Origin of the sequence: Sphingomonas sp. PAMC 26621, assembly GCF_000251145.1 — a bacterium.
In the GTDB taxonomy this organism is placed as follows: domain Bacteria; phylum Pseudomonadota; class Alphaproteobacteria; order Sphingomonadales; family Sphingomonadaceae; genus Sphingomonas.
Genome location: NZ_AIDW01000023.1, coordinates 1 through 26827, shown reverse-complemented (window position 1 = coordinate 26827; position 26827 = coordinate 1). Strand labels below are relative to the sequence as shown.

Here is a 26827-nt window from a genome sequence, read left to right as displayed (position 1 = left end):
CACCTGCCGCGTTTCACACGGCTCGGGTACGCACTGATGGCGATCATTAGCCAACTCCTAACGATCGGCGGCGGCCTGATGATCTGGGATGCGATGACGACCGGCTTTGCGCCCGACTTCGACCGACACCCCCAAGCGATGTTTTCGATATCGCGCGAGCCCGCATGGTTCTGCGTCGCGCTCCTGGTCCGCGGAGCCGCCACGGCGTTCTTCGCATTGGGCACGGGGGCATCTGTGAAGCTGCTGTTGACGCGCGGTTAGATGCGGAAAGAGCGCGAACGGCGTCTCGCCCTATCGCCGCCGGAACCCCGCACGGACCAGCACCGCGAGCAGCGCGACCGCGATCGCGCCGAGCACGACCCAGCCCGCGACCATCCCGACGCTGCGCGCCACCGCCCAAAGCAAGGCTTCGAAGAAGCGCCCGATCGCGACGGAAAGATGGACCAAGAGCGGGGGTCTCCGGGGCGTTCGCCAAGCAGGGCCGAACGGGAGGGGCGGGTGTGTACACCTCTGTGCCGACCCCGGATGGCAAAAGCGAGGCGCAATGTTTCCCCGGCATGGCCTCTTGGGCTACGGCGGCGGCATGTCCGCCACCCCGCCCTCCGCTCCGCTCCTCACCCCCGATACCGAGCATCGCGGGATGATCGGCCTCTTGCCCGCGCCCGCGCGGCCGTTCGCGCTGCTTGCGCGGTTCGATCGCCCGATTGGGTGGTGGCTGCTGTTCTGGCCCGGCGCGTGGAGTGTGGCGCTGGCCGGGGGCGCGGTCGATCGCTGGGATCTCATCCTGTGGCTGTTGCTGGGCAGCATTGCGATGCGCGGCGCGGGGTGCGTGTTCAACGACATCATCGACCGCGATCTCGACCGGCAGGTCGCGCGGACACGCAGTCGACCGCTCGCGAGTGGCGCGGTCTCGGTCACGGCGGCGGCGGTGTGGCTGGTCCTGCTGTGCCTGGTCGGGCTGGCGGTGTTGCTGCAATTGCACGGCTTCGCTGCGGTGGTCGCCTTGTGCAGTCTCGCGCCGGTCGCGGCCTATCCTTTCATGAAACGGATCACCTGGTGGCCGCAGATCTGGCTCGGGCTGGTCTTTTCGTGGGCGGCGCTGGTCGGCTGGGCGGAGATCACGCGCGCGCTCTCCTGGCCCGGGCTACTCTTGTACGCGGGGTCGATCTGCTGGGTGGTCGGCTATGACACGATCTACGCGCTACAGGACCGGGAAGACGACGCCCTGATCGGGGTGCGCTCGTCGGCGTTGCGCATGGGAAGCCGCGTGCGATCGGGCGTCGCGGCCTTCTATGTGGCGGCGCTGGCGCTGTGGGCGGGCGCGATCTGGGTCTTGCGGCCGGATTGGCTGGCGATCGTGGCATTGCTCCCGGTCGCCTTGCATTTCACGTGGCAGGTGGCGACGCTTCGCCCCGATGACGGCGCGGGCGCGCTGGCGCGGTTCCGGTCGAACCGGTTTGCGGGGTTGCTGATGTTCCTGGCGTGCGTCGTGGTGGGAACCACGCTCTGACGGCACTGTACAAAGCGGTGGCACCCGCGAAGACCGCGAAACCGCTCTAGCATCAAGCGGTGCGACGTCTTAAGTCCACGCCATGCTGACCCCCGATCAGGCGCAGGATCGCGCCGCCGCCATCGTCACCCGTGCCACCGCCGCTGGCGCCGATGCCGCCGATGCCGTCTATGCCGCCGACATGTCGCTCGACATTTCGGTCAGGCTTGGTGCACTCGAGGACGTCGGCCGGTCGGAAAGCGCCGACCTCGGCCTGCGCGTTTTCGTCGGTAAGCGGTCGGCGAGTGTGTCCACATCGGACCTGTCCGACGACTCGATCGGCGCACTGGTCGAGCGGGCCGTCGCAATGGCGCGCGAGGCGCCCGAGGATGCCTGGGCCGGGCTCGCCCCGAAGGAGCGACTGATGCACGGCGCGCCGCCGCTGCTCGACCTCGACGATGGTGGCGAAGCTTCGCCCGAGAGCCTGCGGGAAGTCGCGCTCGCTGCCGAGGATGCGGCCCGCGCGGTTGCGGGCGTCACCAACAGCGAGGGCGGCTCGGCAAGCGCCTCCCGGTCGATCTGGGCATTGGCGACGAGCCACGGCTTCGCCGCAGCCTATGCGACTAGCGCGTATGGCCTCTCGGCAAGCGTCCTCGCGGGCGCGACCGAAGGTGGTGGCGAAATGGTCCGAGATTATGCGTTCAGCTCGGCGCGACATCGCCGGGCGCTCGAAGCGCCCGAGGTGATCGGGACAAAAGCGGGCGAACGTGCGGTCGCGCGGGTCAATCCTGGTCGTCTCGCGAGCGGGCCGATGTCGGTGGTGTACGATCCGCGCGTCGGGTCGAGCCTGCTCGGCCATCTGATGGGCGCGATCTCGGGATCGGCGATCACGCGCAAGACGAGCTTTCTGCTCGAGGCGCTGGGGACGCAGGTGTTCTCGGACGGCGTCACCGTGCTCGACGATCCGCACCGCCCGCACGGGCTGCGCTCGCGTCCGTTCGACGGCGAGGGGCTGCCGGTCAGCCCCACCGCGATCATCGAGCATGGCATGCTCGAGGCATGGCTGCTGGACAGCGCTTCGGCGCGGCAATTGGGGTTGGAGCCGACCGGGCATGCCGCACGCGGCGTGGCCGGCGCGCCGGGGGTCTCGCCGAGCAACGTCCACATGGTCGCGGGCAAGGTGCCGGTTTCGACGCTGATCGAAGACATCGCCAATGGCGTGTTCGTGACCGAGCTGATCGGCATGGGCGTCAACGGCGTGACGGGCGATTACTCGCGCGGTGCGGCGGGGTTCCGGATCGTCGACGGGCAGATCGCGGGGCCGGTCGCCGAGTTCACGATCGCGGGCAATCTGCGCGACATGTATCGCAACCTCACCCCCGCCGACGACCTCGAATTCCGTTATGGCACCAACGTGCCGACGCTGCGGGTCGAGGGGATGACCATCGCCAGTGGTTGAACCCGGCCTGGCGGATGCGGTCGCGGCAATTGCGGCGGAAGCGGGAGCACTGGCACTGCGCCAGTGGCGGACCGACTTCGCACGCTGGGAAAAGAGCCCGGGCGATCCGGTGTGCGCGGTCGATCTGGAAGTGAACGCGCTTTTGCGTGAGCGACTGTCCGCGCTTCTGCCTGAAGCGGGGTGGCTGTCCGAGGAGACGGCGGACAATGCCGACCGGCTGGCGTGTTCGCGGCTGTGGGTGGTCGATCCGATCGACGGGACGCGCGATTACATCCGCGGACGCGACGGCTGGGCGGTCTCGGTCGCGCTGGTGGACCAGGGGCAGCCGGTGATCGGCGTGCTCGATGCCGCCGCGCGCGGGCAGGTGTTCCGCGCCGAGCTGGGGCACGGGGCGTGGGGCAACGGCGTCCGGCTGCGGGTCGGCGACCGGACGGTGTTCAGCGGGTCGCGGGTGCCGACCGATGCGCTGCCCAAGGTCGATCGCGATCTCGTCGCGGTGGCCAAGCCCAACTCAATCGCGCTGCGGATCGCGATGGTCGCGGCGGACGAAGCGGATCTGGTCGCGACGCTGCGCTGGGGCTGGGAGTGGGATGTTGCGGCAGCAGTGCTGATCGCCGCCGAGGCGGGGGCTAGCGTTTCCGATGCCTTGGGGCAGGGGCTTTCCTTCAATACGCCGCGCGCGCAGGCGTTCGGCGTTGTGACGTCGGTGCCGGGGATCCATGCCGCTGCGATCGAGCGGTTGCGGGAGCGGGCGACGGTTTTGTCGCGGTGATGGGTGAGGCGGCCAACGGCGGTTGGTTTTGCTGCACGGCCCCACCCCAACCCCTCCCCTGAAGGGGAGGGGCTAAAAGAAAAGCGCGCGAAAAGCCCCTCCCCTTCAGGGAGGGGTTGGGGTTGGGGCGGTGTCTCACCGAGAACCCGACCCTGCTAAACCGAAACCTCCCGCATCTCCCCCGGCGCCAGCCCCGCGATCGTCCACTCCCCGATCCTCCACCGCACCAACCTGAGCGTCGGAAACCCCACGGCGGCGGTCATTCTCCGCACTTGGCGGTTACGCCCCTCGCGGATCGTCAGCGAGATCCACCCATCCGGCACGCTCTTGCGAAACCGCACCGGAGGATCGCGCGGCCACAGCGAAGGGTCGTCGATCCGCTCAACCTCGGCGGGCAGCGTCATCCCGTCCTTGAGCAGCACCCCCGCCCGCAACGGCGCCAATGCCGCGTCGTCGGGATCACCCTCGACCTGGATCAGATACGTCTTGGGCAGCTTGAACTTCGGGTCCGCGATCCGCGCCTGCAACCGGCCGTCGTCGGTCAGCAGCATCAGCCCCTCGCTGTCGCGGTCGAGCCGGCCCGCCGGATACATACCGGGCACCGCGATATAGTCGGACAGCGTCGCGCGCGGGGTGGGGGACTTCGCGTCGGTGAATTGCGACAGGACGTCATAGGGTTTGTTGAGCAGGATCAGGCGCGCCATCGCCGTGCCTTACGCGTTCCGCTCGCATAAAAAAACCGCCGCCCGGGAATGGCCCCGGACGGCGGCCCTTTTCAGATCAGGCAAATCACCCGAACGCGGAGCTTACTCCTTGTTCAGATACTCGCCCGCATCGGCGTCGGTGCCATCACCGCTGGTGGTGACGGCTGCGAGCGGATCGCTCCCGGCACCCGCAGAGTCCCGCGCGGACCGAGCGAGCTCTGCGTCATGCTCTTCCTTCGCCGAGTTCGGCGCGACGATCGCAACCTCGGCGAGACGCCGCTGCTGGACCCGCAGCGCCGCATCGCGCGACGAAGCGGTGACGCGCAGGCGGTTGAGCCCCGCACCTGTACCCGCCGGGATCAGACGACCCACGATCACGTTCTCCTTGAGACCGGTCAGCGTGTCCTTCTTGCCCTGCACCGAAGCCTCGGTGAGGACTCGGGTGGTCTCCTGGAACGACGCCGCCGAGATGAAGCTGCGGGTCTGCAGCGACGCCTTGGTGATGCCGAGCAGGACCGGCTTGCCCTGTGCCGGACGCTCCTTCTTGTCGATCTTCGAGTTGATCTCGTCCATCTCGTCGCGATCGACCTGCTCGCCGGCGAGCAGCGTGGTGTCGCCGCCGTCGGTGATCTCGACCTTCTGCAGCATCTGCCGAACGATCGTTTCGATGTGCTTGTCGTTGATCTTCACGCCCTGGAGACGATAGACCTCCTGGATTTCCGACACGAGATATTCGGCCAAGGGCTCGATGCCGAGCACTTCGAGAATGTCGTGCGGATCAGGCGAGCCGCCGATCAGGTTGTCGCCGCGCTTGACGTAATCGCCTTCCTGCACGTCGATGACCTTCGACTTGGGCACCAGATACTCCACGACATCACCGCCGTCCTCGGGCTGGATACCGATCTTGCGCTTCGCCTTGTAATCCTTGCCGAACACGACGCGGCCGGAGACCTTTGCGATGATCGCATTCTCCTTCGGCTTGCGGGCCTCGAACAGCTCGGCAACACGCGGCAGACCGCCGGTGATGTCGCGCGTCTTGGCGCTTTCGCGGCTGACACGGGCCAGAACGTCGCCGCCCGAAACCGTCGCCCCATCCTCGACCGAGAGCGTAGCGCCCGCGACCAGCATGTACCGACCGGCTTCCTCTGCGCTTTCACCCGTCAGGGTGAGGCGCGGACGGAGATCCTCCTTCGCCTTGGTGGTCGCGCGATATTCGATCACGACCCGCTGCGAGATCCCGGTCGCTTCATCGGCCTGCTCGACGAGCGTCTTGCCCTCGATCAGATCGACGTACTTCACGACGCCGGGGTTCTCGGTGATCACCGGCATGGTGAAGGGATCCCACTCCGCCAGACGATCGCCCTTTTCGACGATGTGGCCATCGTCGAACAGCACGTACGCGCCGTACGGAATGCGGTGCACCGCACGCTCGCGGCCGTCCATGTCGACGATCGCGATTTCACCCGAGCGGCTGAGCACGACGCGGCGGCCACGCTGGTCGGTGATGGTGCGAAGATCACGATATTCCATCGTGCCGTCGGCCACTGCCTCCAGGTTGGACTGCTCGTTGAGCTGCGCCGCACCACCGATGTGGAAGGTACGCATGGTCAGCTGCGTGCCTGGCTCACCGATCGACTGCGCCGCGATGACGCCGACCGCTTCACCGATGTTCACCGGCGTACCGCGGGCGAGATCACGCCCGTAGCACTTGCCGCAGACACCGATCTTGGTCTCGCAGACCAGCGGCGAGCGAATCTTGCACGACTGCGTCCCGACTGCCTCGATCCGTGCCACCATCGGCTCGTCGAGCAGCGTGCCCGACGGGATCACGATCTCGCCGGTCTTGCTGTCCACGATGTCTTCCGCGGTCGTACGACCGAGGATGCGCTCACCGAGCGACGCGATGGTCGAACCGCCCTGAACGATCGCACGCATTTCGAGCGCGCGGGTCGTCCCGCAATCCTCCTCGATGATGACGCAATCCTGCGACACGTCGACGAGGCGGCGGGTGAGGTAGCCCGAGTTGGCGGTCTTCAATGCCGTATCCGCGAGACCCTTACGGGCACCGTGGGTGGAGTTGAAGTACTCAAGGACGGTCAGGCCTTCCTTAAAGTTCGAGATGATCGGCGTTTCGATGATCTCGCCCGACGGCTTGGCCATCAGGCCGCGCATACCGGCAAGCTGCTTGATCTGCGCCTGCGAACCACGAGCACCCGAGTGGGCCATCATGTAGATCGAGTTGATCGGCTTCTCGCGGCCCTTGTTGGGACCGTCTTCGTAATGCTTGACCGCCTTGATCTCGTTCATCATCGCGTTCGCGACCTGATCGCCGCAACGGCTCCAGGCGTCGATCACCTTGTTGTACTTCTCCTGCTGCGTGATCAGGCCGTCCTGATATTGCTGCTCGAAGTCCTTCACCAGACCCTTGGTCTCGTCGACCAGTGCGATCTTGGCGTCCGGAATGATCATGTCGTCCTTGCCGAACGAGATGCCCGCCTTGAACGCGTGCTTGAAGCCCAGCGACATGATCGCATCAGCGAACAGCACCGTGTCCTTCTGGCCGGCGTGACGATAGACCTCGTCGATCACGTCGCCGACGTCCTTCTTGGTCAGAAGGCGGTTGACGATGTCGAACGGCACCTTGTGGTTCTGCGGCAGGCACTCGCCGAGCAGCATGCGACCAGGGGTGGTCTCATAGCGCTTGAGATACTGCTTGCCGTCCTCGTCGGTCTGCGGGACGCGGCTGATGATCTTGGTGTGGAGCGTGACCGCGCCAGCCTCGATCGCGTGATGAACCTCCTGCATGTCGGAGATCAGCATGCCCTCGCCGGGCTCGCCTTCCTTGAGCATCGACAAATAGTACAGGCCCAGCACCATGTCCTGCGACGGCACGATGATCGGCTTGCCGTTCGCTGGCGACAGGATGTTGTTGGTCGACATCATCAGCACGCGTGCTTCGAGCTGTGCTTCCAGCGACAGCGGTACGTGGACCGCCATCTGATCGCCGTCGAAATCGGCGTTGAAGGCCGAGCAGACAAGCGGGTGAAGCTGGATCGCCTTGCCCTCGATCAGTACCGGCTCGAACGCCTGGATGCCAAGACGGTGAAGCGTCGGTGCGCGGTTGAGCATGACCGGATGCTCGCGGATCACCTCGTCCAGGATGTCCCAGACTTCCTTGCGTTCCTTCTCGACCCACTTCTTCGCCTGCTTGAGGGTCATCGACAGACCCTTGGCATCGAGACGTGCGTAGATGAACGGCTTAAACAGCTCGAGCGCCATCTTCTTCGGCAGGCCGCACTGGTGCAGCTTCAGCTCAGGCCCGGTCACGATGACCGAACGACCCGAATAGTCGACGCGCTTGCCCAGAAGATTCTGGCGGAAACGGCCCTGCTTGCCCTTGAGCATGTCGGACAGCGACTTGAGCGGACGCTTGTTGGCGCCCGTGATCGTACGACCGCGGCGACCGTTATCGAACAATGCGTCGACGGCCTCCTGCAGCATGCGCTTCTCGTTGCGGACGATGATGTCCGGCGCGCGGAGCTCCATCAGGCGCTTCAAGCGGTTGTTGCGGTTGATCACGCGGCGATACAGATCGTTCAGGTCCGACGTCGCGAAACGACCACCGTCCAGCGGCACCAGCGGGCGCAGCTCGGGCGGGATGACCGGCACGACCTCGAGGATCATCCACTCGGGGCGGTTGCCCGAATCAATGAAGCTCTCGACGACCTTGAGGCGCTTGATGATCTTCTTGGGCTTGAGCTCGGACTTGGTGACCGCGAGTTCCTCGAGGAGCTCCTTGCGCTCACCCTCGAGATCGAGGTCCTGCAGCATGATGCGGACGGCTTCCGCGCCGATGCCGGCCGAGAAGGCGTCTTCGCCATACTCGTCCTGTGCGTCGAGGAGCTCGTCCTCGGTCATCAGCTGGTACTTTTCGAGCGGGGTCAGGCCCGGCTCGATCACGATATACGCCTCGAAGTACAGCACGCGCTCGAGCTGCTTGAGCTGCATGTCGAGCAGCAGGCCGATGCGCGACGGCAGCGACTTCAGGAACCAGATGTGCGCGACCGGGGCGGCCAGCTCGATATGGCCCATGCGCTCACGCCGGACCTTCGAGACGGTGACTTCGACGCCGCACTTCTCGCAGACGATGCCCTTGTACTTCATGCGCTTGTACTTGCCGCACAGGCACTCGTAATCCTTGATCGGACCGAAGATGCGCGCACAGAACAGGCCGTCACGCTCAGGCTTGAACGTGCGATAGTTGATGGTCTCAGGCTTCTTGATCTCACCGAACGACCAGCTGCGGATCTTGTCCGGGCTGGCGATGCCGATCTGGATCTGGTCGAAGGTCTCGGCCTTGACGACCGGGTTCGCGAAATTGGTCAGTTCGTTCATGGAGATGAACCTTTCCTCGAAATCTTACCCCCACCCGCGTGCGGGAGGGGGAGGGACCCAGCCTCTTCAGGCTGGGAGGGGGTGGGCACCCGGTAGCGACCGTGCGGTCGGCCGCGGGCCGGGAGCCCATCCCTCAATCCCCTCCCGCAAGCAGGAGGGGAGGCTCTTGTTATTCCGCCGCGATCGCGACGCCGTCGCTGTCGAAATGCTCGGTCGTGGTCAGCTCGATGTTGAGGCCGAGTGAGCGCATTTCCTTGACGAGAACGTTAAAGCTCTCCGGAATCCCGGCCTCGAACGTGTCGTCACCCTTGACGATCGCCTCATAGACCTTGGTGCGCCCGACGACGTCATCCGACTTGACCGTGAGCATTTCCTGCAAGGTGTACGCAGCACCATATGCCTGAAGCGCCCAGACCTCCATCTCGCCGAAGCGCTGGCCACCGAACTGCGCCTTACCACCCAGCGGCTGCTGCGTGACGAGCGAGTACGGCCCGATCGACCGGGCGTGGATCTTGTCGTCGACCAGATGGTGGAGCTTGAGCATGTAAATGATGCCCACGGTCACCTTGCGGTCGAACTGATCCCCGGTGCGTCCGTCGAACAGATCCGACTGACCCGATGTATCGAGACCCGCCAGTTCCAGCATCGCCGAGACGTCGGCTTCGCGGGCACCGTCGAACACGGGCGTTCCCATCGGGATACCGGTCCGCAGGTTATCGGTCAGCTCGATGATCTGCTCGGCGGTGCGCGCCTCGATGTCCGCGGCATAGTGATCGCCGTAGACTTCGAGCAGCCGTGCCTTGACCGCGTCGGGCATGTCGCCCGGCTTCGGCTCAGGATTGGCATCGCGCCATTCTTCAAGCGCACGATGGACCTGCTGACCGAGGTTACGGGCAGCCCAGCCGAGATGCGTCTCGAAGATCTGACCGACGTTCATGCGCGACGGCACGCCCAGCGGGTTGAGCACGAGATCGACCGGCGTGCCGTCGGCGAGGAACGGCATGTCCTCCGCCGGCAGGATGCGGCTGATGACGCCCTTGTTCCCGTGACGGCCGGCCATCTTGTCGCCCGGCTGCAGCTTGCGCTTCACCGCGACGAAGACCTTGACCATCTTGAGCACGCCTGGCGGCAGCTCGTCACCACGCTCGAGCTTGTCGCGACGATCGTGGAACTTGTCGAGGATCAGCTTGGCGGCATCGTCATACTGCGTCTTGACCGCTTCCAGATCGCTCTGGGTCTTGTCGTCGGCAACCGCGAACTTCCACCATTCGTGACGATCGACGCTGTCGAGGACGTCCTGGTCGATGACCACGCCCTTCTTCGGCCCGTTCTTGGGGACGGCGGTTGCCGTCTGGCCGATCAGCATCTCGCGCAGACGCGACCAGGTCGCGCGGTTGAGGATGCTGCGCTCGTCGTCCGAGTCCTTTTTCAGGCGCTCGATTTCCTCGCGCTCGATCGCCATCGCGCGCTCGTCCTTGTCGATGCCGTGGCGGTTGAACACCCGGACCTCGACGACCGTACCGGCAACACCCGGCGGCAGGCGGAGCGACGTGTCGCGCACGTCCGACGCCTTCTCACCGAAGATCGCGCGGAGCAGCTTTTCTTCCGGCGTCATCGGGCTTTCGCCCTTCGGCGTGATCTTGCCCGCAAGAATATCGCCCGGCTCGACCTCTGCACCGATGTACACGATGCCAGCCTCGTCGAGGTTGCGAAGCGCTTCCTCGCCGACGTTGGGGATATCGCGCGTGATGTCTTCCGGCCCGAGCTTGGTGTCGCGCGCCATGACTTCGAACTCCTCGATGTGGATCGAAGTGAAGACGTCGTCCTTGACGATGCGCTCGGAGATGAGGATCGAATCCTCGTAGTTATACCCGTTCCACGGCATGAACGCGACGAGTGCGTTGCGCCCCAATGCGAGCTCACCGAACTCAGTCGACGGGCCGTCGGCGATAACGTCGCCGGCGGTGATCACGTCGCCCACCTTCACCAGCGGACGCTGGTTGATGCAGGTGTTCTGGTTCGAACGCTGGAACTTCATCAGCGTGTAGATGTCGACGCCCGACTGGCCGGCATCGATCTCGCCGGTTGCGCGGATGACGATACGTGCTGCGTCGACCTGGTCGACGATGCCAGCCCGCTTGGCCGAGATCGCCGCACCCGAATCGCGGGCCACTGTCTCTTCCATGCCGGTGCCGACGAACGGCGCTTCGGCCTGAACGAGCGGAACCGCCTGACGCTGCATGTTCGAGCCCATCAGCGCGCGGTTGGCGTCATCGTTTTCCAGGAACGGAATGAGCGATGCCGCGACCGAGACGAGCTGCTTGGGGCTGACGTCCATCAACGTGATGTTGGTAGGGATCGCCATCAGGAATTCGCCCGCCTGACGCGACGAAACGAGTTCCTCGGTGAAGGTGCCGTCCGCGCTCAGGTCAGCGTTGGCCTGTGCGATCGTGTGCTTGGCCTCTTCCATCGCCGACAGGTACACGACGTCGTCGGTCACCTTGTGGTCGATGACCTTGCGGTACGGCGTCTCGATGAAGCCATACTTGTTGACGCGGCTGAACGACGCGAGCGAGTTGATCAGACCGATGTTCGGGCCTTCCGGCGTCTCGATCGGGCAGATGCGGCCATAGTGCGTCGGGTGAACGTCGCGGACTTCGAAGCCGGCGCGCTCGCGCGTCAGACCACCCGGTCCAAGCGCCGACACGCGACGCTTGTGGGTGACTTCCGACAGCGGGTTGGTCTGATCCATGAACTGCGACAGCTGCGACGAGCCGAAGAATTCGCGGACCGCGGCAACTGCAGGCTTTGCGTTGATCAGGTCGTTCGGCATCACGGTCGACACGTCGACCGACGACATACGCTCCTTCACGGCGCGCTCCATGCGGAGCAGGCCGACGCGATACTGGTTCTCCAGCAGCTCGCCAACCGAACGGACACGACGGTTACCGAGATTGTCGATATCGTCGATGTCGCCCTTGCCGTCCTTGAGGTTCACGAGCGTCTTGACGACCTCGAGAATATCCTCGGTGCGGAGCGTGGTGACGGTGTCCTCGACGTCGAGGTCGAGGCGCATGTTGAGCTTGACGCGACCGACTGCCGACAGGTCGTACCGGTCGGGATCGAAGAACAGGCCGCTGAACAGCGACTCTGCGGTCTCGAGCGTGGGCGGCTCGCCCGGGCGCATGACGCGGTAGATGTCGGACAGTGCCTGCTCGCGCTCCTCGGCCTTATCGACCTTAAGCGTATTGCGGATCCACGGACCCGTCGCGACGTGATCGATGTCGAGCAGTTCGATCCGGTCGATGCCGGCCTGGTCGAGCAGCTCGAGGTTCTCGGCCGATACTTCGTCGCCCGCCTCGATGTAGATCTGGCCGGTGTTGTCGTTGATCAGGTCATAGGCGCTGTAGCGGCCGAAGATTTCCTCGGTCGGGATCAACAGGTCGGTCAGGCCGTCCTTGGCTGCCTTGTTGGCGGCGCGCGGGCTGATCTTCTGGCCGTTGGCGAACACGATCTCGCCGGTTTTGGCGTCGATGATGTCGTACATCGGCTTCTGGCCACGCCAGTTCTCGGGCTGGAACGGGATGATCCAGCCACCCTGGCCACGGACGAAGGTCACGCGGTTGTAGAAGTGGTTGAGGATCTCCTCGCCGGTCATGCCGAGCGCGTACAGCAGCGCCGTCACCGGCAGCTTGCGCTTGCGATCGATACGGACGTTGACGATGTCCTTGGCGTCGAACTCGAAATCTAGCCACGACCCGCGATACGGAATGACGCGCGCGGCGAACAGATACTTGCCGGATGCGTGGGTCTTGCCGCGATCATGATCGAACAGGACGCCCGGCGAACGGTGCATCTGCGAGACGATGACACGCTCAGTGCCGTTGATAATGAAGGTGCCGTTGCCCGTCATCAGGGGCATGTCGCCCATGTAGACGTCCTGCTCCTTGATATCGAGGACCGAACGCGAATCCGTGTCGGCGTCCACCTCGAACACGATCAGGCGCAGCGTGACGCGCATCGGCGCTGCATAGGTGATGCCGCGCTGGCGGCATTCGTCGGTGTCGAACTTGGGGGGCTCGAGCTCGTAATTGACGAAGTCGAGTTCGGCGGTGCCGGCGAAATCGCGGATCGGGAACACGCTGCGCAGCGTCTTCTCGAGACCCGAGACATACCCGATCGCGGGGTCGGAGCGCAGGAACTGCTCGTAGCTCTCGCGCTGGACCTCGATCAGGTTCGGCATCTGCACGACTTCGTGGATGTTGCCGAAAACCTTGCGGATGCGGCGCTTGGCGGTGCCGCTTTCTGCTGCGCGCGGCTTGGCCGTGCCCTCGTTGGTTGCCTTGGTCGCCATGGAGTTTTTGCCCTCAAGCTCTAATTTCGTGCCCGGAAACGCCCAGGCGGGCACGCCGAAAACGCAAAAAGCCGCATGTCCTCCACAGGGGTGGAACGACAGCAGCTTTCATGCGTCTCGTGAAACCACAATCCCAATACGATTGACGAGCTGCGCGACGGCACGTCATTTCCCGAAGACTGTGGTGGAATGCGCCATATAGGGACGGTGGTCCGAGGTGTCAAATCATGGATTGACACGCGGCGCGGTCGGAGTCGGATCGGGCGAGCCGACTGTCGCGCGCGGTGGATCGTGGCGCGCGTCGGACGGTATGCTTTGGTGCGCGTCATATTGTCGCTATGGCCGGGACTGTGAAGAACCTCTCCCGCTCCGTTCCATTCGCCCTCGCCACCGCGCTAGCGGCTCCGGCGTTTGCACAGACCTCCGCGCCGGCGCCACCCTTGCCCGATCTTGGCGGCTTCAACCTGCCGTCGTCGCGGCCGACCCCACGCGTTGCGCCCGATGCCGAGCCGACGACGGGCGCTACTGCGCCGCGCCCGACGCCGAGCCCCGCCGCGCCTGTTGTCACAGCACCGGTCGAACCGCCGCGGGTCGTTCCGACCGTTCGCCCTACCCCGGTCGCGCGGCCGACCCCGGCACCGCGCGTCGTCGTACCGGCGCGGCCCGAGCCCGTCGCGACCCCGACCGCAGCAGCGCCGCCAACGGGGCCGCTGCCCGAGCCGGTGACGTCGCCGACTCCTGCTACCGTTGCGCCGACACCCGTAACCGCCGCACCGACGCCCGTAGTCTCGGCCACGCCGCAAACCTCTTCGCAAGCCGCGCCGGTGACCGAGACGCGCTCGTCCTGGGGCTGGGTGGCGCTGGCGATCCTGGCTGCGGCGTTGGCAGGGGTGGCGCTGCTGGTGTGGCGTCGGGGGCAGCGCGGTGATGCGGGTGAAGCGCCCAAGGACCGGGTGCCTCCCGAACCTCCTGTCGCCGCGCCACAGCGGGCGGTCGCTCCGGTCCCGACCGCACCCGCTCCGCCACCGGTGCCAGCCGCGACCGCAGCGCGCGCGCGGATCGAGATCGAGTGCGTCGCGACCCGCGGCGGGACCAACCTGCTGAGCGTGGCGGTCGACTACAAGATCGTCGTGCGCAACGTCGGCGACGCGCTGGCGACCAGGATCCGGGTCGATATCCGCCTGCTCGGGATGGGAACGCAGCACGACGCGCTGCTGGCGGCGCTGTTCGCGATGCCGATCGACAAGTCGATTGCCGCGCCGTTCGACCTTCCGCCGGGGACCGCGGTCGATCTCGGCGGGATGGCGATGCACCCCAAGGAGACGATCGAGACGGTCGAGATCGGCGGCCGGGCGATGGTGGTGCCGTTGCTCGCGGTCAATCTGCGCTACGGGCTGGCGGGGGACGGGTCGAATGGCGGGGAGGGCCAGACCGCGCGGCCGTTCGTCATCGGGGTCGACCCGGGGACCGGGGGCAGGTTGCAGCCGTTCCGGCTCGATGCCGGGGCGCGGATGGTCCAGAACGTGGCGATCATCGCGTACACGGATGGCGTGACCACTTGACGTCATATCGTTTATCGATACGTTGGACATCGATAAACGATATGGGTGGCACATGGCGGGACAAGACCGGGTTCTAAGCGCAGCGCGGCTGGTGCTGCGCGGTTTTCTCTATGTGAACATCGCTGCAGCGGTCATGTTCGCGATTGCGATCCTCGTGTCCTTCCCGCTCGACGGCGCGCTGACGACGCAGCTGACCCGCAAATACGGGCCGGCGATGGATGTCGGCGCGATCATTTGGGGTCTTCGGTTGCTCGCGTTGGCGGGGATCGTTTCGGGGGTCACGCTCCACCAGATCTTCGCAGCCCTGCTCGCGATCGTCGCGACGGTGCGCGCGGGCGACCCGTTCACCGCCGCCAATGCGAGGCGGCTCCACACGATCGCCTGGGCGATGCTGGTGATCCAGCTGCTCGACCTCGGGCTCGGAGGCTTTACCGCCTGGGCGATGGCGCGGCATCTCGAGATGCCGAGCTGGACCCCGACCTTCAGCGGCTGGATCGTGGTGCTGATGCTGTTCGTGCTTGCGCGCGTGTTCCAGCGCGGCGCGGAGATGCGCGACGATCTGGCGATGACGGTCTGATGCCGGTCGTCGTCACGCTGGACGCGATGCTCCACGACCGGCGTATGACGCTGACCGAGCTCGCCGCCGCGGTCGACCTGACCGTCGTCAATCTGTCGATCCTCAAGACGGGCAAGGCGCGCGCGATCCGCTTCTCGACGCTGGAAGCGATCTGCACGGCGCTGGACTGCCAACCGGGGGATATCTTGCGGTTCGAAGCAGAGGAGGACGTATGACAGTCTGGAAAGCGCTCGCCGAGACCTATCGCGGCAGCATCGCCTTCATGATCGCCTGCCCGGTGCTGACGCTGGTTCCGGTACTGTTCGAGATCCTGCAGCATATCGTCGAGGTTAAGATCGGCCTCTACGCGAGCGTCGCGGCGGCGAAGGCGCTGGAGCACGATTCCTGGCGGATGGGGTTCGGGATGCTCAAGGTCACGGCGCTCGCGCTGTCGGGGTATTGGGTCGTACGGTTTCTCGCGTGGCGAGACACCGCGCGGGCCGCGCGGATCGAGCGCCCCGCGGCGCAGCTGTTCGGCGTGGTGCTGGCGGTGCAACTCGTGTCGGCGGCGCTCCAGCTGTTCGTTCTTTCGAACGATGTCCGGGTGATGCTGGGCTCCTTCGTGGTGCTGACGATCGTCTCGGTTGCGTTGCACCCATGGTTCGTCGCCGCTGCGCTGGGCAGTCGCGCGATCGGCCCACGGCGATCGGTCGCGATCATGGCGCGAAACATCCCGTGGTCCTTCGGCTTCCTGCTGGTTGCCATGCTGCCATTGATGATCCCGCATCAAGCGTTCGGGGTGCTGGCGATCGTGGGGCCCAAGCCGCTGCTGTGGCCGATCCTGGTGGTGGATTCGCTGCTGGTGGGATGGCTGTCCACGGTGATCGTGGCGAGCGGCTTCGTCATGGCGACGCGGGCGGCGGCCAGGCACGGGGTGGATCTGGGCGAAAGCGGTGCCGGGGCGGTCGATGCGCCGCATGCCGTGGCGGCCGGCGGGGCGCTGCAATAGGCTGGCTGGCCGGAGGGGATAAAAGCTGCCTTTTGAGTACCGTCGAGAGACCTCAGTTCAGGCTGAGCCATGCGGAGGACTGTAAACGAAAACTTGTTCAAGCGGCAAAGGACGAAGCGCTGCGGCAGTCCTCAAACGTCGCTCATCTGCATCGCGGCGGTGATCGTATCGCAAAGTCGGCGGTTTGACACAGGCTTGAACAAGATCGCGTGAGGGTGATCCGAGTGGATCCTGGCGAGGCTGTCCGGCTCCTGTGAGCCAGTGATGAAGATGACCTTCGAGCCAATCTCTTCGTGAATGATCAAGGCCGCGTCGACGCCGTCCTTGGTCCCGTCCAGTCGCATGTCCATCAGCACCACCATCGGCCGATGCTCTCGAGCCAAAGCAATCGCCTCGTCAGCCGTCGAGGCTGAGCCGCACACGGTCAAACCCATTTCCTCGACCTGGTCGATCAGGCCCAAGACGATGATGAACTCGTCGTCCACCACGAGGATCTGGCGCTGCAGTTCCGTCATGTCGTTGCCGCGATTTGGATCTCGACGCGAGTGCCGTGTTCGGCATGAAGTGTCATTGTCGCCTTGAGTTGTCTTACGAGCGCCATGATAATCTTGCTTCCAAGTCCGCCGGAGGAGGCAGTTGACAGACCAGCGTATCCTATTCCGGTGTCTGACACCACTAACGTAAAAGAGCCCGTGCTGTTGCGGGATAGCAGGACATCGATGTGCCCATCTCCGCTTGGGAAAGCGTGCTTCAACGCATTGGTCACCAGTTCGGTTACAAGAAGCGCCAACGGTATCGCAAAGTCCAAATCTACAACCAGCGTTTCGGCACGGACACTGATGTCGACGCTATTGGAAGTGCTGCCTTCCAGAATGTTGTCAGCGAGTTCCCGCAGGAACGGTGCGATATCGAAGGTTCGCAGGTTGTCGGATTGCATGAGCTGGTGATGAACCAGCCCGAGTGCGTTAACGCGTTTGCGAAGCCCGGTTAAAGCGGCTTTCGTAATCGGATCACTAAACGCACTTTTCTGCAGCACCAGGAAGCTGTCGACCATTTGCATGTTGTTTTTCACGCGATGATAGACCTCGCGCAGGAGCAGGTTGCGTTGTGCCAGGGCATCGTTGAGCTGTCCATTTGCTATGGTCAGCGCATCGGCCTGGCTCTCCAGCCGATTGTTCAGCAGTATCAGCTCGGCCTCGATCTCCTTCTGGGCGCTGATGTCGACAGATAACCCGATGATACCCGTGACCAGACCCTCCGCGTCTCGCAGCGGGGCCTTGGTCGAGAGCCAGATCGCGGCAGCTCCGTTCGCCAAGCTCACGCGCTCCTCGATATGTTCGAGGGTGCCTGTTTCCATGATGCGGCGGTCGTTCGCCATCACAGCTTCGGCTTCCACGAAATCGTTGAGAAACTCGTCATCGGTCTTGCCGATGACATCGCCTTTCGGCTTGCCGAGGAGTTCGGCCAACCCGTCGTTTGCGAACAGCATGCGGCCATTGCGATCCTTGGCGTAGATCACGCCCGGGACCGCATCGGTGAAGCCCCGAAGCAAGTCATGCGCGTGCGCCAGCGCCCGCTGCCCGTGAATTTCATCCCGGACGTCCCGAAGCGTGATGAAACCGATCTGGAAATGGCCGTCGGGCCCGTAGATCGGAGCGCCATTGTACACGGCGTCGATCGTCAGTGCGGTGTCCGCGCACTCGGCGTGAAGATACTGGTTCTGAACGCGATCGCCCCTGAGAACCCGCGCGATCGGCCATGACTCCGGGGGCACCGTCGCGCCTTCGCTGTCCCGACCATGCCAGTGTATGGGCAATACATCGCGCCGATACAGCCCTTCCGCCTCGCGCTCGATCCCGTGGATCCGGGTGGACGCGGCATTATGGAAGGTCACTTCGCCCTGCTTGTCGAAAATGATCAGCCCCTCTGACATGTTCTCGACGACTGACCGGAACTTTTCTTCGCTTTCCCGTAGCGCCTCCTCGGAGCGATCTGCCCTGATCGAAAGCGCCGCCCGCGCGGTGTCGAGCGCGGTCAACGTCTCGCGATGCGCCTCGATTTCAATGCGCATCGCCTCGGCGGACGGTAGCTTGAGCACCTGCGGAACGAGCCTCGTCAGCCCGATCGCGGTCGCAACTGAAACGATCGCCGTGACGGCCTTCAGCCACCCTTCAAAGATGTAGATCGGCACCCACAGGACATAGATGCTGACAACATGCGTCAAACCGCAAAAAGCGATGAACGCGGCGAACAGCAGCGCCATACGTTTGTGTTTGGCGGCAAGATCGGTACGGCCGCGCACGAAACGCAAGATCGCGAATGGTATCGTAAAATATGCCAGCGCGATGAAGGCATCCGATACGATATGCAGCGTCATCAGCTCGGGGCGCCAAAGAAAGCACATCCCGTGCGGCATGAACATTTCGTACTGCGACCGCCAATTCATGAAATTGTGCCGGATAACTGGGACATGCCAATTCCCTTGAAAGCGGGATACACGATGAAGTCGCTCAGTCGCCGGATGCTAGGTTGGACCGAAGCCGATATCCAAAGCTAGCACAGATTGACGGTACGCGCGACGTGATGGGCGCGGCCTAGAAGCCCTCTCCTATCTGTCGCGGGCCATGTCCCGCCCAGATCGGCCATGCGTTTACCGATCGGCCGGCGCATTTTGCTGCCGCGCGCTGACACGTTTTCACTGGGCTTTGCGAGGCACTCTCCCACCCGCCAAACGCAAAAAGGGCGACCCCCTCGCAGGGGCCGCCCTTTTCGGTTCGAACCAAGGTCCGGAAGGGAAGGGCGCCGGTTGCCCGCCGCCCTTCGCCTGCCTTACTTGACTTCGACGGTCGCGCCAGCTGCTTCGAGCTGGGCCTTGATCTTGGCTGCTTCGTCCTTCGAAACGCCTTCCTTGACGGCCTTGGGAGCCGACTCGACCAGCGTCTTGGCTTCGGTCAGGCCGAGCGAGGTGATCGCGCGGACTTCCTTGATGACGTTGATCTTCTTGCCACCGTCGCCGGTCAGGATGACGTCGAATTCGGTCTGCTCTTCAGCAGCCGGTGCTGCTGCGCCGCCGCCAGCTGCCGGAGCTGCTGCGACTGCTGCTGCGGCCGAAACGCCCCACTTCTCTTCGAGCATCTTCGACAGGTCTGCTGCTTCGATGACGGTGAGGGCCGAAAGCTGGTCAACCAGCGCGTTGAGGTCTGCCATGTGTAGTCTCCAGTAACAGGGGCGTCGCCCCATGGTTTCAGTTCAAAAGATCTCGAAAACCCGACAGATGTCAGGCGTCCGCCGTTTCCTGTTCGGCGTCCTTTTCGGCATAGGCCGAAAGCACACGAGCGAGCTGAGCCGCAGGCGCCTGGGCGATCGTCGCGAGCTTGGTTGCAGGTGCAACCAGGAGGCCCACGATCTTCGCACGCAGTTCGTCCAGCGACGGCATCGTCGCGAGTGCCTTCACGCCGTCCACGTCGAGGACGGTCGCACCCATCGCACCACCGACGATTTCGAACTTGTCGTTCGTCTTCGCGAATTCCACGGCCACCTTGGCAGCCGCGACGGGGTCGATGGAACTGGCGAGACCGACCGGACCCGTGAGCATTTCGCCCAGCGGGGTGTAGTCGGTGCCGTCCAGAGCGATCTTGGCAAGCTTGTTCTTCGAGACCTTGTAGCTCGCGCCAGCATCCCGCATCGCATTGCGCAGCTTTGTCGACTGGGCAACGGTCATGCCGAGGTTGCGGGTGACGACCACCACGCCGACTTCGGCAAAAGTGCGGTTCAGCTCTGCAACGAGCTCGGTCTTTTGAGCACGATCCATGCCATTCTCCACTTTTTTGGCCATGCCGCGAACGACACAACCGGTTACGAACCAGGGCGCAGATGCACCCCGGAAGTGTCCAGCGATGGGGAATGGGAGCGACGCCCGTCATCGCCGCAAGGGCAAGGAGGAGGGCGGCAAGCCGGAACGCGGGCGAACCCGGTTGCGGCGAAAATCCTGTCCCCGTCTCGGCAGGGCATTAAGACCGACGGAATTCGGCCACCTGCTGTCTCGGACGGTCCTTCCCCGAGCAAACCCGGGTCGGGAGAGCGGCGCTGATAGCTGGATGCGGGGGAAAGTCAACGGGGGGCGTTGCGCCGTCGCCACCACCGTCATTCCCGCGACCGCGGGAATCCATAAGCGTTACGCTTGATATTTCAGGTCAGCCCGTATGGATCCCCGCCCCCGCGGGGATGACGGAATTAGGAGGTGAACGGCGGCCGAAGAAACAATGTTGCGAAATTATGCACGTGACGATTTGCCGCCTTTCCTTTGCGCCCATTTTACGGAACACTCTGTCGCCAAGGGCCGATGAGCTCGCGCAGGAGTGGACGGACTTCCTCCAACAGGGGCCGACCGATGACACAGACCATTTTATTGAACCCGGAAGCCGACGACGACCTGCTGACGCGCGGGTTCGCGCGGCGCGATCTTGCGCGAATCGCGGCGGTGTTCGGCGCGGGCGTGGTTGCGGCGAGCATCGGGCGACCCGCGTGGGCGTCGGGCGGCGTGCCCGATCCCGCCCCGAGCGCGAAGGTGCGAATCGGCGCGAACGAATGCTGGACCGGCCCGCTCGCCCCCGGTGCCACGGCTGCGGCGACGATGATCGGGCAGGGCAACCGCTATTCCCCGCAGGACCAGCGCGGTGATTTCATCAAGGCGGTGATGCAGGTCGAGCAGGTCCCGTTCGACCATGTCGCGCCCTGGCCGGGATCGAGCGACCCGCTGTGCCGCGCGGTGGTGAGCTATTGTTCGCCGACCCGCGGCCTCGTGACCGCCGATCCGACCTTCGAGCTTGCGGGGCGGACAGCGGCGTGGCTCGGCGCGCCGGTCAAGGCGGTGCCGCTGACGGCCGAGTATACCCACGACGTGAAGGCGATGCTCGCCGCCGACCCGAACGCGGGGCTCTATTACATCTGCACCCCCAACAATCCTACGGGCACGATCACCCCGCTCGCCGACATCGAATGGCTGATCGCGAACAAGCCCGCCGGGTCGATGGTGCTGGTCGATGAAGCGTACACGCATTTCGCGGGCGTGCCGGTCGCGTCCTATCTTGCGGTCCGGCATCCCGACGTGATCGTGCTGCGGACCTTCTCCAAGCTGTTCGGCATGGCGGGACTGCGCGTCGGCTATATCATCACCAATCCGGCCAACATCACCAAGATGATGCGCTACGACGGCGGGATGCAATCGGGCGCGCTGCCGGTGACGAGCATCGCCTGCGCGACCGCGAGCCTGACCGCGGCGCCGCTGATCGCCGCCCGCCGCGCGCAGATGGAGACCGCGCGGGGGCTGACGCTCGATCATCTCAAGGCGAAGGGGATCAGCGTCAAGCCGACGCACGCCAACATGTTCATGATCGACTGGAAGACCCGGCAGGCGAAGGACATGCAGGTCGCGTTCCGCAAGGAGAGCGTCGAGATCGGGCGGTCGTGGCCGATCTGGCCGACGGTCAGCCGGGTGACGGTGGGGTCGGCGGCGGAGATGAAGTCGTTCTGCACCGCGCTCGACCGGGTAATCGCCTGACGCAGTGTAAGCCCGGACACATAATGATACGCGAGTGAAACCAACTGCCGGTTTTCGGGTTGATTGGCCGTGACCAATCCTCCCGTTCCGGCCCCGTCCGAGCAGCCCGCGATCTCCTTCACCCCCAAGCCGCGGTCGCGCCTGCGATCGCGATTGCTCGTGAGCGCCGTCGTGGGCAGTGCGGTGGTGGTGGTCGGGGTCGTCGCGCTGGGGGCGTTTCCGTTCGGTCTGCTCCGCGGGACGATCGAGAACCGCCTGTCCGCCGCGCTCGATACGAAGGTGCAGGTCGGATCGGTGACGCGCGACAGCGTGTTTTCCTATACTCCGGTTGTGTCGGTCCGCGACATGCGGATCGCGCAGCGCGCCTGGGTCGGGCCGGGCGATTTCGTTCGCGTCCAGACCGCAAGCGTGCGCGTACCGGTGCTGTCGCTGCTGCTCGGCAAGTTTCGCCCGGACAAGGTCAGCATCGACGGCGCAAGATCGCGCTGGTGCGCGACGCGACGGGGCGCGAGAACTGGAAGCCCGAGCGCAAGAAGCCCAAGCGCGACGGTGACAGCCGCCCGAGTCTGTCCGACCTGAAGATCACCAACAGCCAGGTCGTCATCCGCGACGCCAGGCGCGGGCTGATCGTCGGCGGGCCGCTCAGCGTCGATGCGCGCGACGGGCTGCGCTATGCCGCGACGGGGACGTTCCAGGACACCCCCGCCACGCTGAACCTGACCGGCGGCAAGATCACCGGGATCGACCCGACCGCGCCTTATCCGTTCAAGGCGACGCTCGCCTCGCCTGCGCTCCGGATGGCGGTCAACGGGCAGATGCGCGGGGTGCTCGACACGCGACACTTCAGCGCGGACATCACCGCGCGCGCGCCGACGCTCAAGAACCTCGACCGGATCATCGAGGCGGGGCTGTTCGGGTCGCAACCGATCAACCTCACGGGGAAGATCCGGCATGACGGGCGCGACTGGTATGTCGACCGAATCGCCGGGAGCATGGGCCGATCGCTGTTCAGCGGCGTGGCAACGATCCACAAGGATGGCGGGCGGACCAACATCGACGCCAAGGTCGATGCGCGGCAGTTCGACTTCGACGATCTTGCGGATGCCGAGGGGCGCGCGCAATCGGCGGCGCGCAAGGCGGCGCTCGGCCCGCGCGTGATCCCGCCAACGCGGATCAACCTGTCCAAGATGGGCAAGACCGACGGGCGGATCGTGTTCGTCGCGCACCGGCTGCTGTCGAGCGGGGGGACGGTGTTCAAGAGCCTGTCGGGTTCGTTGACGCTCGACCACCGCGTCATCACGGTGCGCGATATCGTCGCGACGCTGGCGAACGGGCGGATGACGGGCACGGTCAAGGTCGATCACCGCAGCGGCGTCCCCAAGCTCGCGATCGACCTGCGCCTCTCGGGGTTGACGCTGGATGCGCTGGTCGGGCAGCCGAAGATGATCTCGGGGCCGGTGCGCGGGCATATCGTGATGACCGGGCAGGGCGACACCGTCCGCGAGGCGATGGCGCATGCGAGCGGCAAGGCCGCGATCGTCGCGACCGACGGGCATGTCCAGCGGATGGTCGCGGACGTGCTCGGGCAGAATCTCAGCGGCGCGGTCGCGCATGCGATCGGCGGCCCGAGTGAGACGGTGCCGCTGCGCTGCCTCGTCGCCAATTTCCGCGCGAGCGGCGGCGTGCTGACGCCCAATCCGCTGGCGATCGATACGGGGGCTTCGGTCGGGCGCGGGTCGGGGCGGATTTTGCTCGATGGCGAACGGCTCGAACTCACGCTGGCGGGGGCGAGCAAGAGCAATGCGCTGCTGCGGATCGCGGACCCGATCCACGTCCGGGGCACGCTGGGGTCGCCGACGGTGACCGTCGCGGGTCTTGGGGCGACGGAGAAGCCGTCTGCTGGTGGCGTGCTGCGGGTGTTGGGGCGGTCGATCGGGCAGGCGCTGGGGATTACCAAGACGCCGGCCTCGGCGGCGGGGCGTCCGCCGACGACGGTGAATTGCTCGGCGGCGGTGGCGCTGGCGCTGCGATAGGGGTGGCGGTCGCGGGGGGCGACGGTTTCGACCGCTGTCACCCGGGGTTTCGTCCCGGCGGCCAGCGTGCAGTTCATCCCCACCCGCCGCGTACGCTTGCGCGGTGGATCCCGGCACAAGGCCGGGAGAACGGGGAAGGTTGGGCAAGGAGTCTATAGCAGGGGGCTGGTATGTTTGCGGTCCCGCCCACCGCCCGCGTCGACTAGCTCATGAACCTATAAAATGTGAGCCATAGACGCATCAGGCTGAACGGATAAAACCGGCGGTTAATTCTGGTCCGGTTTCAACAACGAGAACGGCCAAAGCCGCCGTCAAAAGGCATTCCAATCATCGGCAACAATCCCGGCCATAGCTAACTGCGGTTTCAAGGGCGATCGATACGGCGTTGATGCTGCCTTCTTGGTTCTAGCCGGAGCCACCGGAGCAAGGTTAACTGATGCGACACGCCCTTGCGCACCACCCCCGGTCCTGAACATTGCAGCCTGTTCGGCGAGCGAGGTGACTTCCGCGGTCAAGTTACGTGCTGCAGCAGAGGTCTCTTCCACCATCGCCGCGTTCTGCTGAGTCGATTGGTCCATCGCGCTGATTGCTGCCGTGATCTGCGTGATCGCGGAGGATTGCGCGATAGCATCGTCAGCCATCTTGCCGAGCAGTTTGTGGACCTCGTCGACATCACCAGAGATGTTGATCAGGGCACCATCCACCTTTTCCACCGCCTGTACTGCCGTGACGATGTCGGTCTGCGTCAGAGTAAGCTGATCGCGTGCGCGTTTGGCTTCCTCCTCGGCGCGCATCGCAAGCGCTGACACGAGGTCGGCAACTACAGCAAAGCCGCGGCCCGCGTCCCCGGCACGACCTGCTTCGACCGCCGCATTCATCGCCAGCACGCGCGTCTGGAACGCGATCTTGTCGAGCCCCTCAATCACGCTGTCGATGCCCTTGGCGCTTTCGCTGACGCGCCCCATCGCCTGTACCGCTTGCTCGGCGGTAGCGCGACCGCCCCCAACCGTGGCGATCGCCTGATCGGCGCGCGTTACCGTCTGGCCGGAGGACAGTGCGGTTGCCTTCAGTCGCGTGTCGATCTGCACAAGCGCTGCGCTGGTCTCCTCCAAACTGGCTGCATTTCCCTCGGTGCGGCGTGCCAGATCTTCCGACGCCTGGGCGATTTCTCCGGAGCCCGTGCGGATGTTGATGGCGCTTTCGCTAACCTGCCGCATGGCGGTCTGAACGTTTTCGAGGGCGTCGTTGAAGTTGGTCTTCAGGACCCCGTAGGCACCAGGGTAATCCGCGGTGACCCGATTGGTGAGATCGCGATTGCTAAGCTCCGACAGACTGGCACCGAGCGTATCGACGACCATCTGCAACGTTGCATCGGCTGCGGCCTTGTCGGCATCGGCCGTCGCCTTTGCCACCGCTGTGTCGCGGAACACCAGCAGGGCGCGCGCCATTGCGCCGACCTCGTCGCGACGTTCGACACCGACTACGACGATATCGTTGTTGCCATCGATAAGCTTTCGCATCATCGCTGTTATGACGTTGATCGGATTGACGATCTGCTTGCGGATGAGCAGCACGGCGAGTGTGCCGATTGCAAGAAGGCCGGTGACCGCTGCAATGATCAGGGCCCGCATCGAAGATAGCGCGTCTTGCTCGACCGAGACCGTTGCAGCTACGAGATCCGCCTTTTGCTGCCTGACGAGGGTATTGAACGCTTCATCAACTTGGTTGTAGGCGCGTGTATAATCGCCTTCCATCAAAGTACTGGCGGCATCGTGATCACCTGCTTTGATCAGATTGACGACGGTCGCGGTGAGCGTCTTCATGTTCTTCAGTCCGGCTTCGATGGTAGCAAAGCGCGCGATATCGGGTCCGTCAAACAACGGCCGCATGAGCGAAAAGTTAGCGTCCCTGGCTTTTCTCTCCTCGTCAACTTCGCCGAGCAAAGCCGCTTGCTCGGCGACGGGCTGCGAGAGCATTTCAAAATACAAGGCGTTTAGCTTCGTCGTATGCTCCATCGCAAGCGCGGCGAGGCGCATGCTTTCGGCCTGATTGTTGACAAGGCCGGTGGTCTGCGCCGAGGCCATCTCAAGTCTGCTGGAGCCGAACCAAACCAGAAATCCGCACAGCAGCACAAACAGTCCCAGCGTAGAGAGAATCTTCGATTGTATCGAGATATTGCTTAGGACTGGCATGTTGCAACCTTCAGGTGGCGACGCCGGCGCGCTGAAACCAGCGTCACAGGAGGTCTTCTCCCTGCTTTATAGGCGGTTGGGCGGCAGGAGAGGTTAGCGCACGAAAATCGCGCGATACCCTGGGTCGGTTGGCCGCACACTAACGGTGCAGATCATTGACGTCAGTAGCGCAGTCGCCGTTGGCGTCATGAACGTCGGTATCGTTTCTACCGCATGGCTTTGGTTGTAATAGATGTCTTCTTTCTCCCATCCGCTGCGACGACGGAGGGTATTACCCATCTGATTTTGCAATTTACCTTTCTTTAACTGTGAATACATGGGCAAATATCACGTGTACTATATATCTGTCCTACTATGAAGTGTCGGCCCGACCACCAAGCTCATACCAAGTCCCTCGGAGCCTGACTCAGCGCCGGGGATTCCCAAGTCGGTCATGATCTGATTCAACATCGCAAACGGTGGGAGGTTGGCGGTGGCATCAGCGGTTGGGCTAAGGGACGATTTCGACGGGTCTGGTCTTCGAAGGTTGGCGCGTTTGAGCGGTGACGCCAATCAGGTCCGGCGGCTGCTGGCGCTGGCGGTGATTTACGATGGTGGTGCGCGGCACGCGGCGGCACAGGTCGGCGGCGTTGGTTTGCAGACGGTTCGAGACTGGGTGCTGCGCTTCAATACCAGCGGGCCCGACGGCTTGCTCGACGGCAAAGCCCCCGGTCCCCGTCCAGTGCTTGGCCCAGAGCATAAG

General features: G+C 64.4%; 21 protein-coding genes. 12 read left to right on the top strand and 9 right to left on the bottom strand.

Features of this window, described 5'->3' with window-relative positions; genetic code table 11:
• Positions 1–36: 36 nt before the first annotated feature.
• Positions 37–261 carry a hypothetical protein gene (locus tag RI03_RS13405; RefSeq protein WP_010217930.1) on the top strand — a complete coding sequence of 75 codons (225 nt, stop codon included), beginning with the start codon at positions 37–39 and terminating at the stop codon, positions 259–261.
• Positions 262–291: 30 nt separating this feature from the next.
• On the opposite strand, the gene RI03_RS24090 is transcribed toward RI03_RS13405, so the two are convergent.
• On the bottom strand, positions 292–447 hold the full coding sequence (locus RI03_RS24090; protein ID WP_026046718.1) for a hypothetical protein: 156 nt from the start codon (positions 445–447) through the stop codon (positions 292–294).
• Between the two features lie 136 nt (positions 448–583).
• Between RI03_RS24090 and ubiA the strand changes: the two genes are divergently transcribed.
• From ubiA to RI03_RS13385, 3 genes are all read left to right on the top strand, one after another.
• Positions 584–1510, top strand: a complete 927-nt coding sequence (gene ubiA / locus RI03_RS13395) for a 4-hydroxybenzoate octaprenyltransferase (RefSeq protein ID WP_026046717.1) — start codon at positions 584–586, stop codon at positions 1508–1510.
• An 82-nt stretch (positions 1511–1592) separates the two neighbouring features.
• Positions 1593–2948: a TldD/PmbA family protein gene (locus tag RI03_RS13390; protein ID WP_010217928.1), complete on the top strand. Its 1356-nt coding sequence runs from the start codon at positions 1593–1595 to the stop codon at positions 2946–2948.
• Positions 2941–3720, top strand: a complete 780-nt coding sequence (locus tag RI03_RS13385) for an inositol monophosphatase family protein (RefSeq protein WP_010217927.1) — start codon at positions 2941–2943, stop codon at positions 3718–3720. Before RI03_RS13390 ends, RI03_RS13385 begins: the two co-directional genes overlap by 8 nt.
• A 155-nt stretch (positions 3721–3875) precedes the next feature.
• Here RI03_RS13385 and RI03_RS13380 read toward each other — a convergent pair whose 3' ends face one another.
• The 3 genes from RI03_RS13380 to rpoB form a co-directional block, all read right to left on the bottom strand.
• On the bottom strand, positions 3876–4424 hold the full coding sequence (locus tag RI03_RS13380) for a pseudouridine synthase (protein WP_010217926.1): 549 nt from the start codon (positions 4422–4424) through the stop codon (positions 3876–3878).
• A 102-nt stretch (positions 4425–4526) separates the two neighbouring features.
• Positions 4527–8819 (bottom strand): DNA-directed RNA polymerase subunit beta', encoded by a 4293-nt coding sequence (gene rpoC / locus RI03_RS13375; RefSeq protein WP_010217925.1) that lies wholly within the window; start codon positions 8817–8819, stop codon positions 4527–4529.
• A gap of 169 nt (positions 8820–8988) precedes the next feature.
• A complete protein-coding gene (gene rpoB, locus RI03_RS13370) occupies positions 8989–13173 on the bottom strand; it encodes a DNA-directed RNA polymerase subunit beta (protein ID WP_010160433.1) in 4185 nt (1394 codons plus the stop codon).
• A gap of 350 nt (positions 13174–13523) precedes the next feature.
• On the opposite strand from rpoB, the gene RI03_RS24665 reads away from it, so the two are divergent.
• From RI03_RS24665 to RI03_RS13350, 4 genes are read left to right on the top strand one after another with little or no spacing between them, the layout of a single operon-like run.
• Positions 13524–14735, top strand: coding sequence for a hypothetical protein (locus tag RI03_RS24665; RefSeq protein WP_238542364.1), 1212 nt, complete (start codon positions 13524–13526; stop codon positions 14733–14735).
• A gap of 52 nt (positions 14736–14787) precedes the next feature.
• Positions 14788–15312 (top strand): DUF2975 domain-containing protein, encoded by a 525-nt coding sequence (locus RI03_RS13360; protein ID WP_010217923.1) that lies wholly within the window; start codon positions 14788–14790, stop codon positions 15310–15312.
• On the top strand, positions 15312–15527 hold the full coding sequence (locus RI03_RS13355) for a helix-turn-helix domain-containing protein (RefSeq protein ID WP_010217922.1): 216 nt from the start codon (positions 15312–15314) through the stop codon (positions 15525–15527). The genes RI03_RS13360 and RI03_RS13355 overlap by 1 nt, the downstream gene beginning before the upstream one ends.
• Positions 15524–16300: a hypothetical protein gene (locus tag RI03_RS13350; protein ID WP_010217921.1), complete on the top strand. Its 777-nt coding sequence runs from the start codon at positions 15524–15526 to the stop codon at positions 16298–16300. Before RI03_RS13355 ends, RI03_RS13350 begins: the two co-directional genes overlap by 4 nt.
• A 131-nt stretch (positions 16301–16431) precedes the next feature.
• Here the strand turns inward: RI03_RS13350 and RI03_RS13345 are convergent, their stop codons facing one another.
• From RI03_RS13345 to rplJ, 4 genes are all read right to left on the bottom strand, one after another.
• Positions 16432–16815: a response regulator gene (locus RI03_RS13345; protein ID WP_010217920.1), complete on the bottom strand. Its 384-nt coding sequence runs from the start codon at positions 16813–16815 to the stop codon at positions 16432–16434.
• A complete protein-coding gene (locus RI03_RS22280; RefSeq protein ID WP_170318379.1) occupies positions 16812–18716 on the bottom strand; it encodes a sensor histidine kinase in 1905 nt (634 codons plus the stop codon). Before RI03_RS22280 ends, RI03_RS13345 begins: the two co-directional genes overlap by 4 nt.
• A gap of 413 nt (positions 18717–19129) precedes the next feature.
• On the bottom strand, positions 19130–19507 hold the full coding sequence (gene rplL / locus RI03_RS13330; protein WP_010217918.1) for a 50S ribosomal protein L7/L12: 378 nt from the start codon (positions 19505–19507) through the stop codon (positions 19130–19132).
• Between the two features lie 70 nt (positions 19508–19577).
• Positions 19578–20111: a 50S ribosomal protein L10 gene (rplJ, locus tag RI03_RS13325; RefSeq protein WP_010217917.1), complete on the bottom strand. Its 534-nt coding sequence runs from the start codon at positions 20109–20111 to the stop codon at positions 19578–19580.
• Positions 20112–20690: 579 nt separating this feature from the next.
• Here rplJ and RI03_RS13320 point away from each other — a divergent pair.
• From RI03_RS13320 to RI03_RS13310, 3 genes are all read left to right on the top strand, one after another.
• Positions 20691–21860: a pyridoxal phosphate-dependent aminotransferase gene (locus RI03_RS13320; RefSeq protein ID WP_037515304.1), complete on the top strand. Its 1170-nt coding sequence runs from the start codon at positions 20691–20693 to the stop codon at positions 21858–21860.
• A gap of 159 nt (positions 21861–22019) precedes the next feature.
• Entirely contained in the window at positions 22020–22439 is a 420-nt protein-coding gene (locus RI03_RS24660; protein ID WP_238542363.1) for a hypothetical protein, read from the top strand.
• The gene (locus RI03_RS13310) at positions 22349–23893 is read left to right on the top strand and encodes an AsmA family protein (RefSeq protein WP_010217914.1); all 1545 of its coding nucleotides are present in this window, start codon (positions 22349–22351) and stop codon (positions 23891–23893) included. The genes RI03_RS24660 and RI03_RS13310 overlap by 91 nt, the downstream gene beginning before the upstream one ends.
• Positions 23894–24204: 311 nt before the next feature.
• Here RI03_RS13310 and RI03_RS13305 read toward each other — a convergent pair whose 3' ends face one another.
• Complete coding sequence (locus RI03_RS13305; protein ID WP_026046715.1) at positions 24205–26085, bottom strand: methyl-accepting chemotaxis protein; 1881 nt, start codon at positions 26083–26085, stop codon at positions 24205–24207.
• Positions 26086–26533: 448 nt separating this feature from the next.
• Between RI03_RS13305 and RI03_RS13300 the strand changes: the two genes are divergently transcribed.
• On the top strand, positions 26534–26827 hold a 294-nt coding region (locus RI03_RS13300), incomplete at its 3' end, for a helix-turn-helix domain-containing protein (protein WP_443208556.1).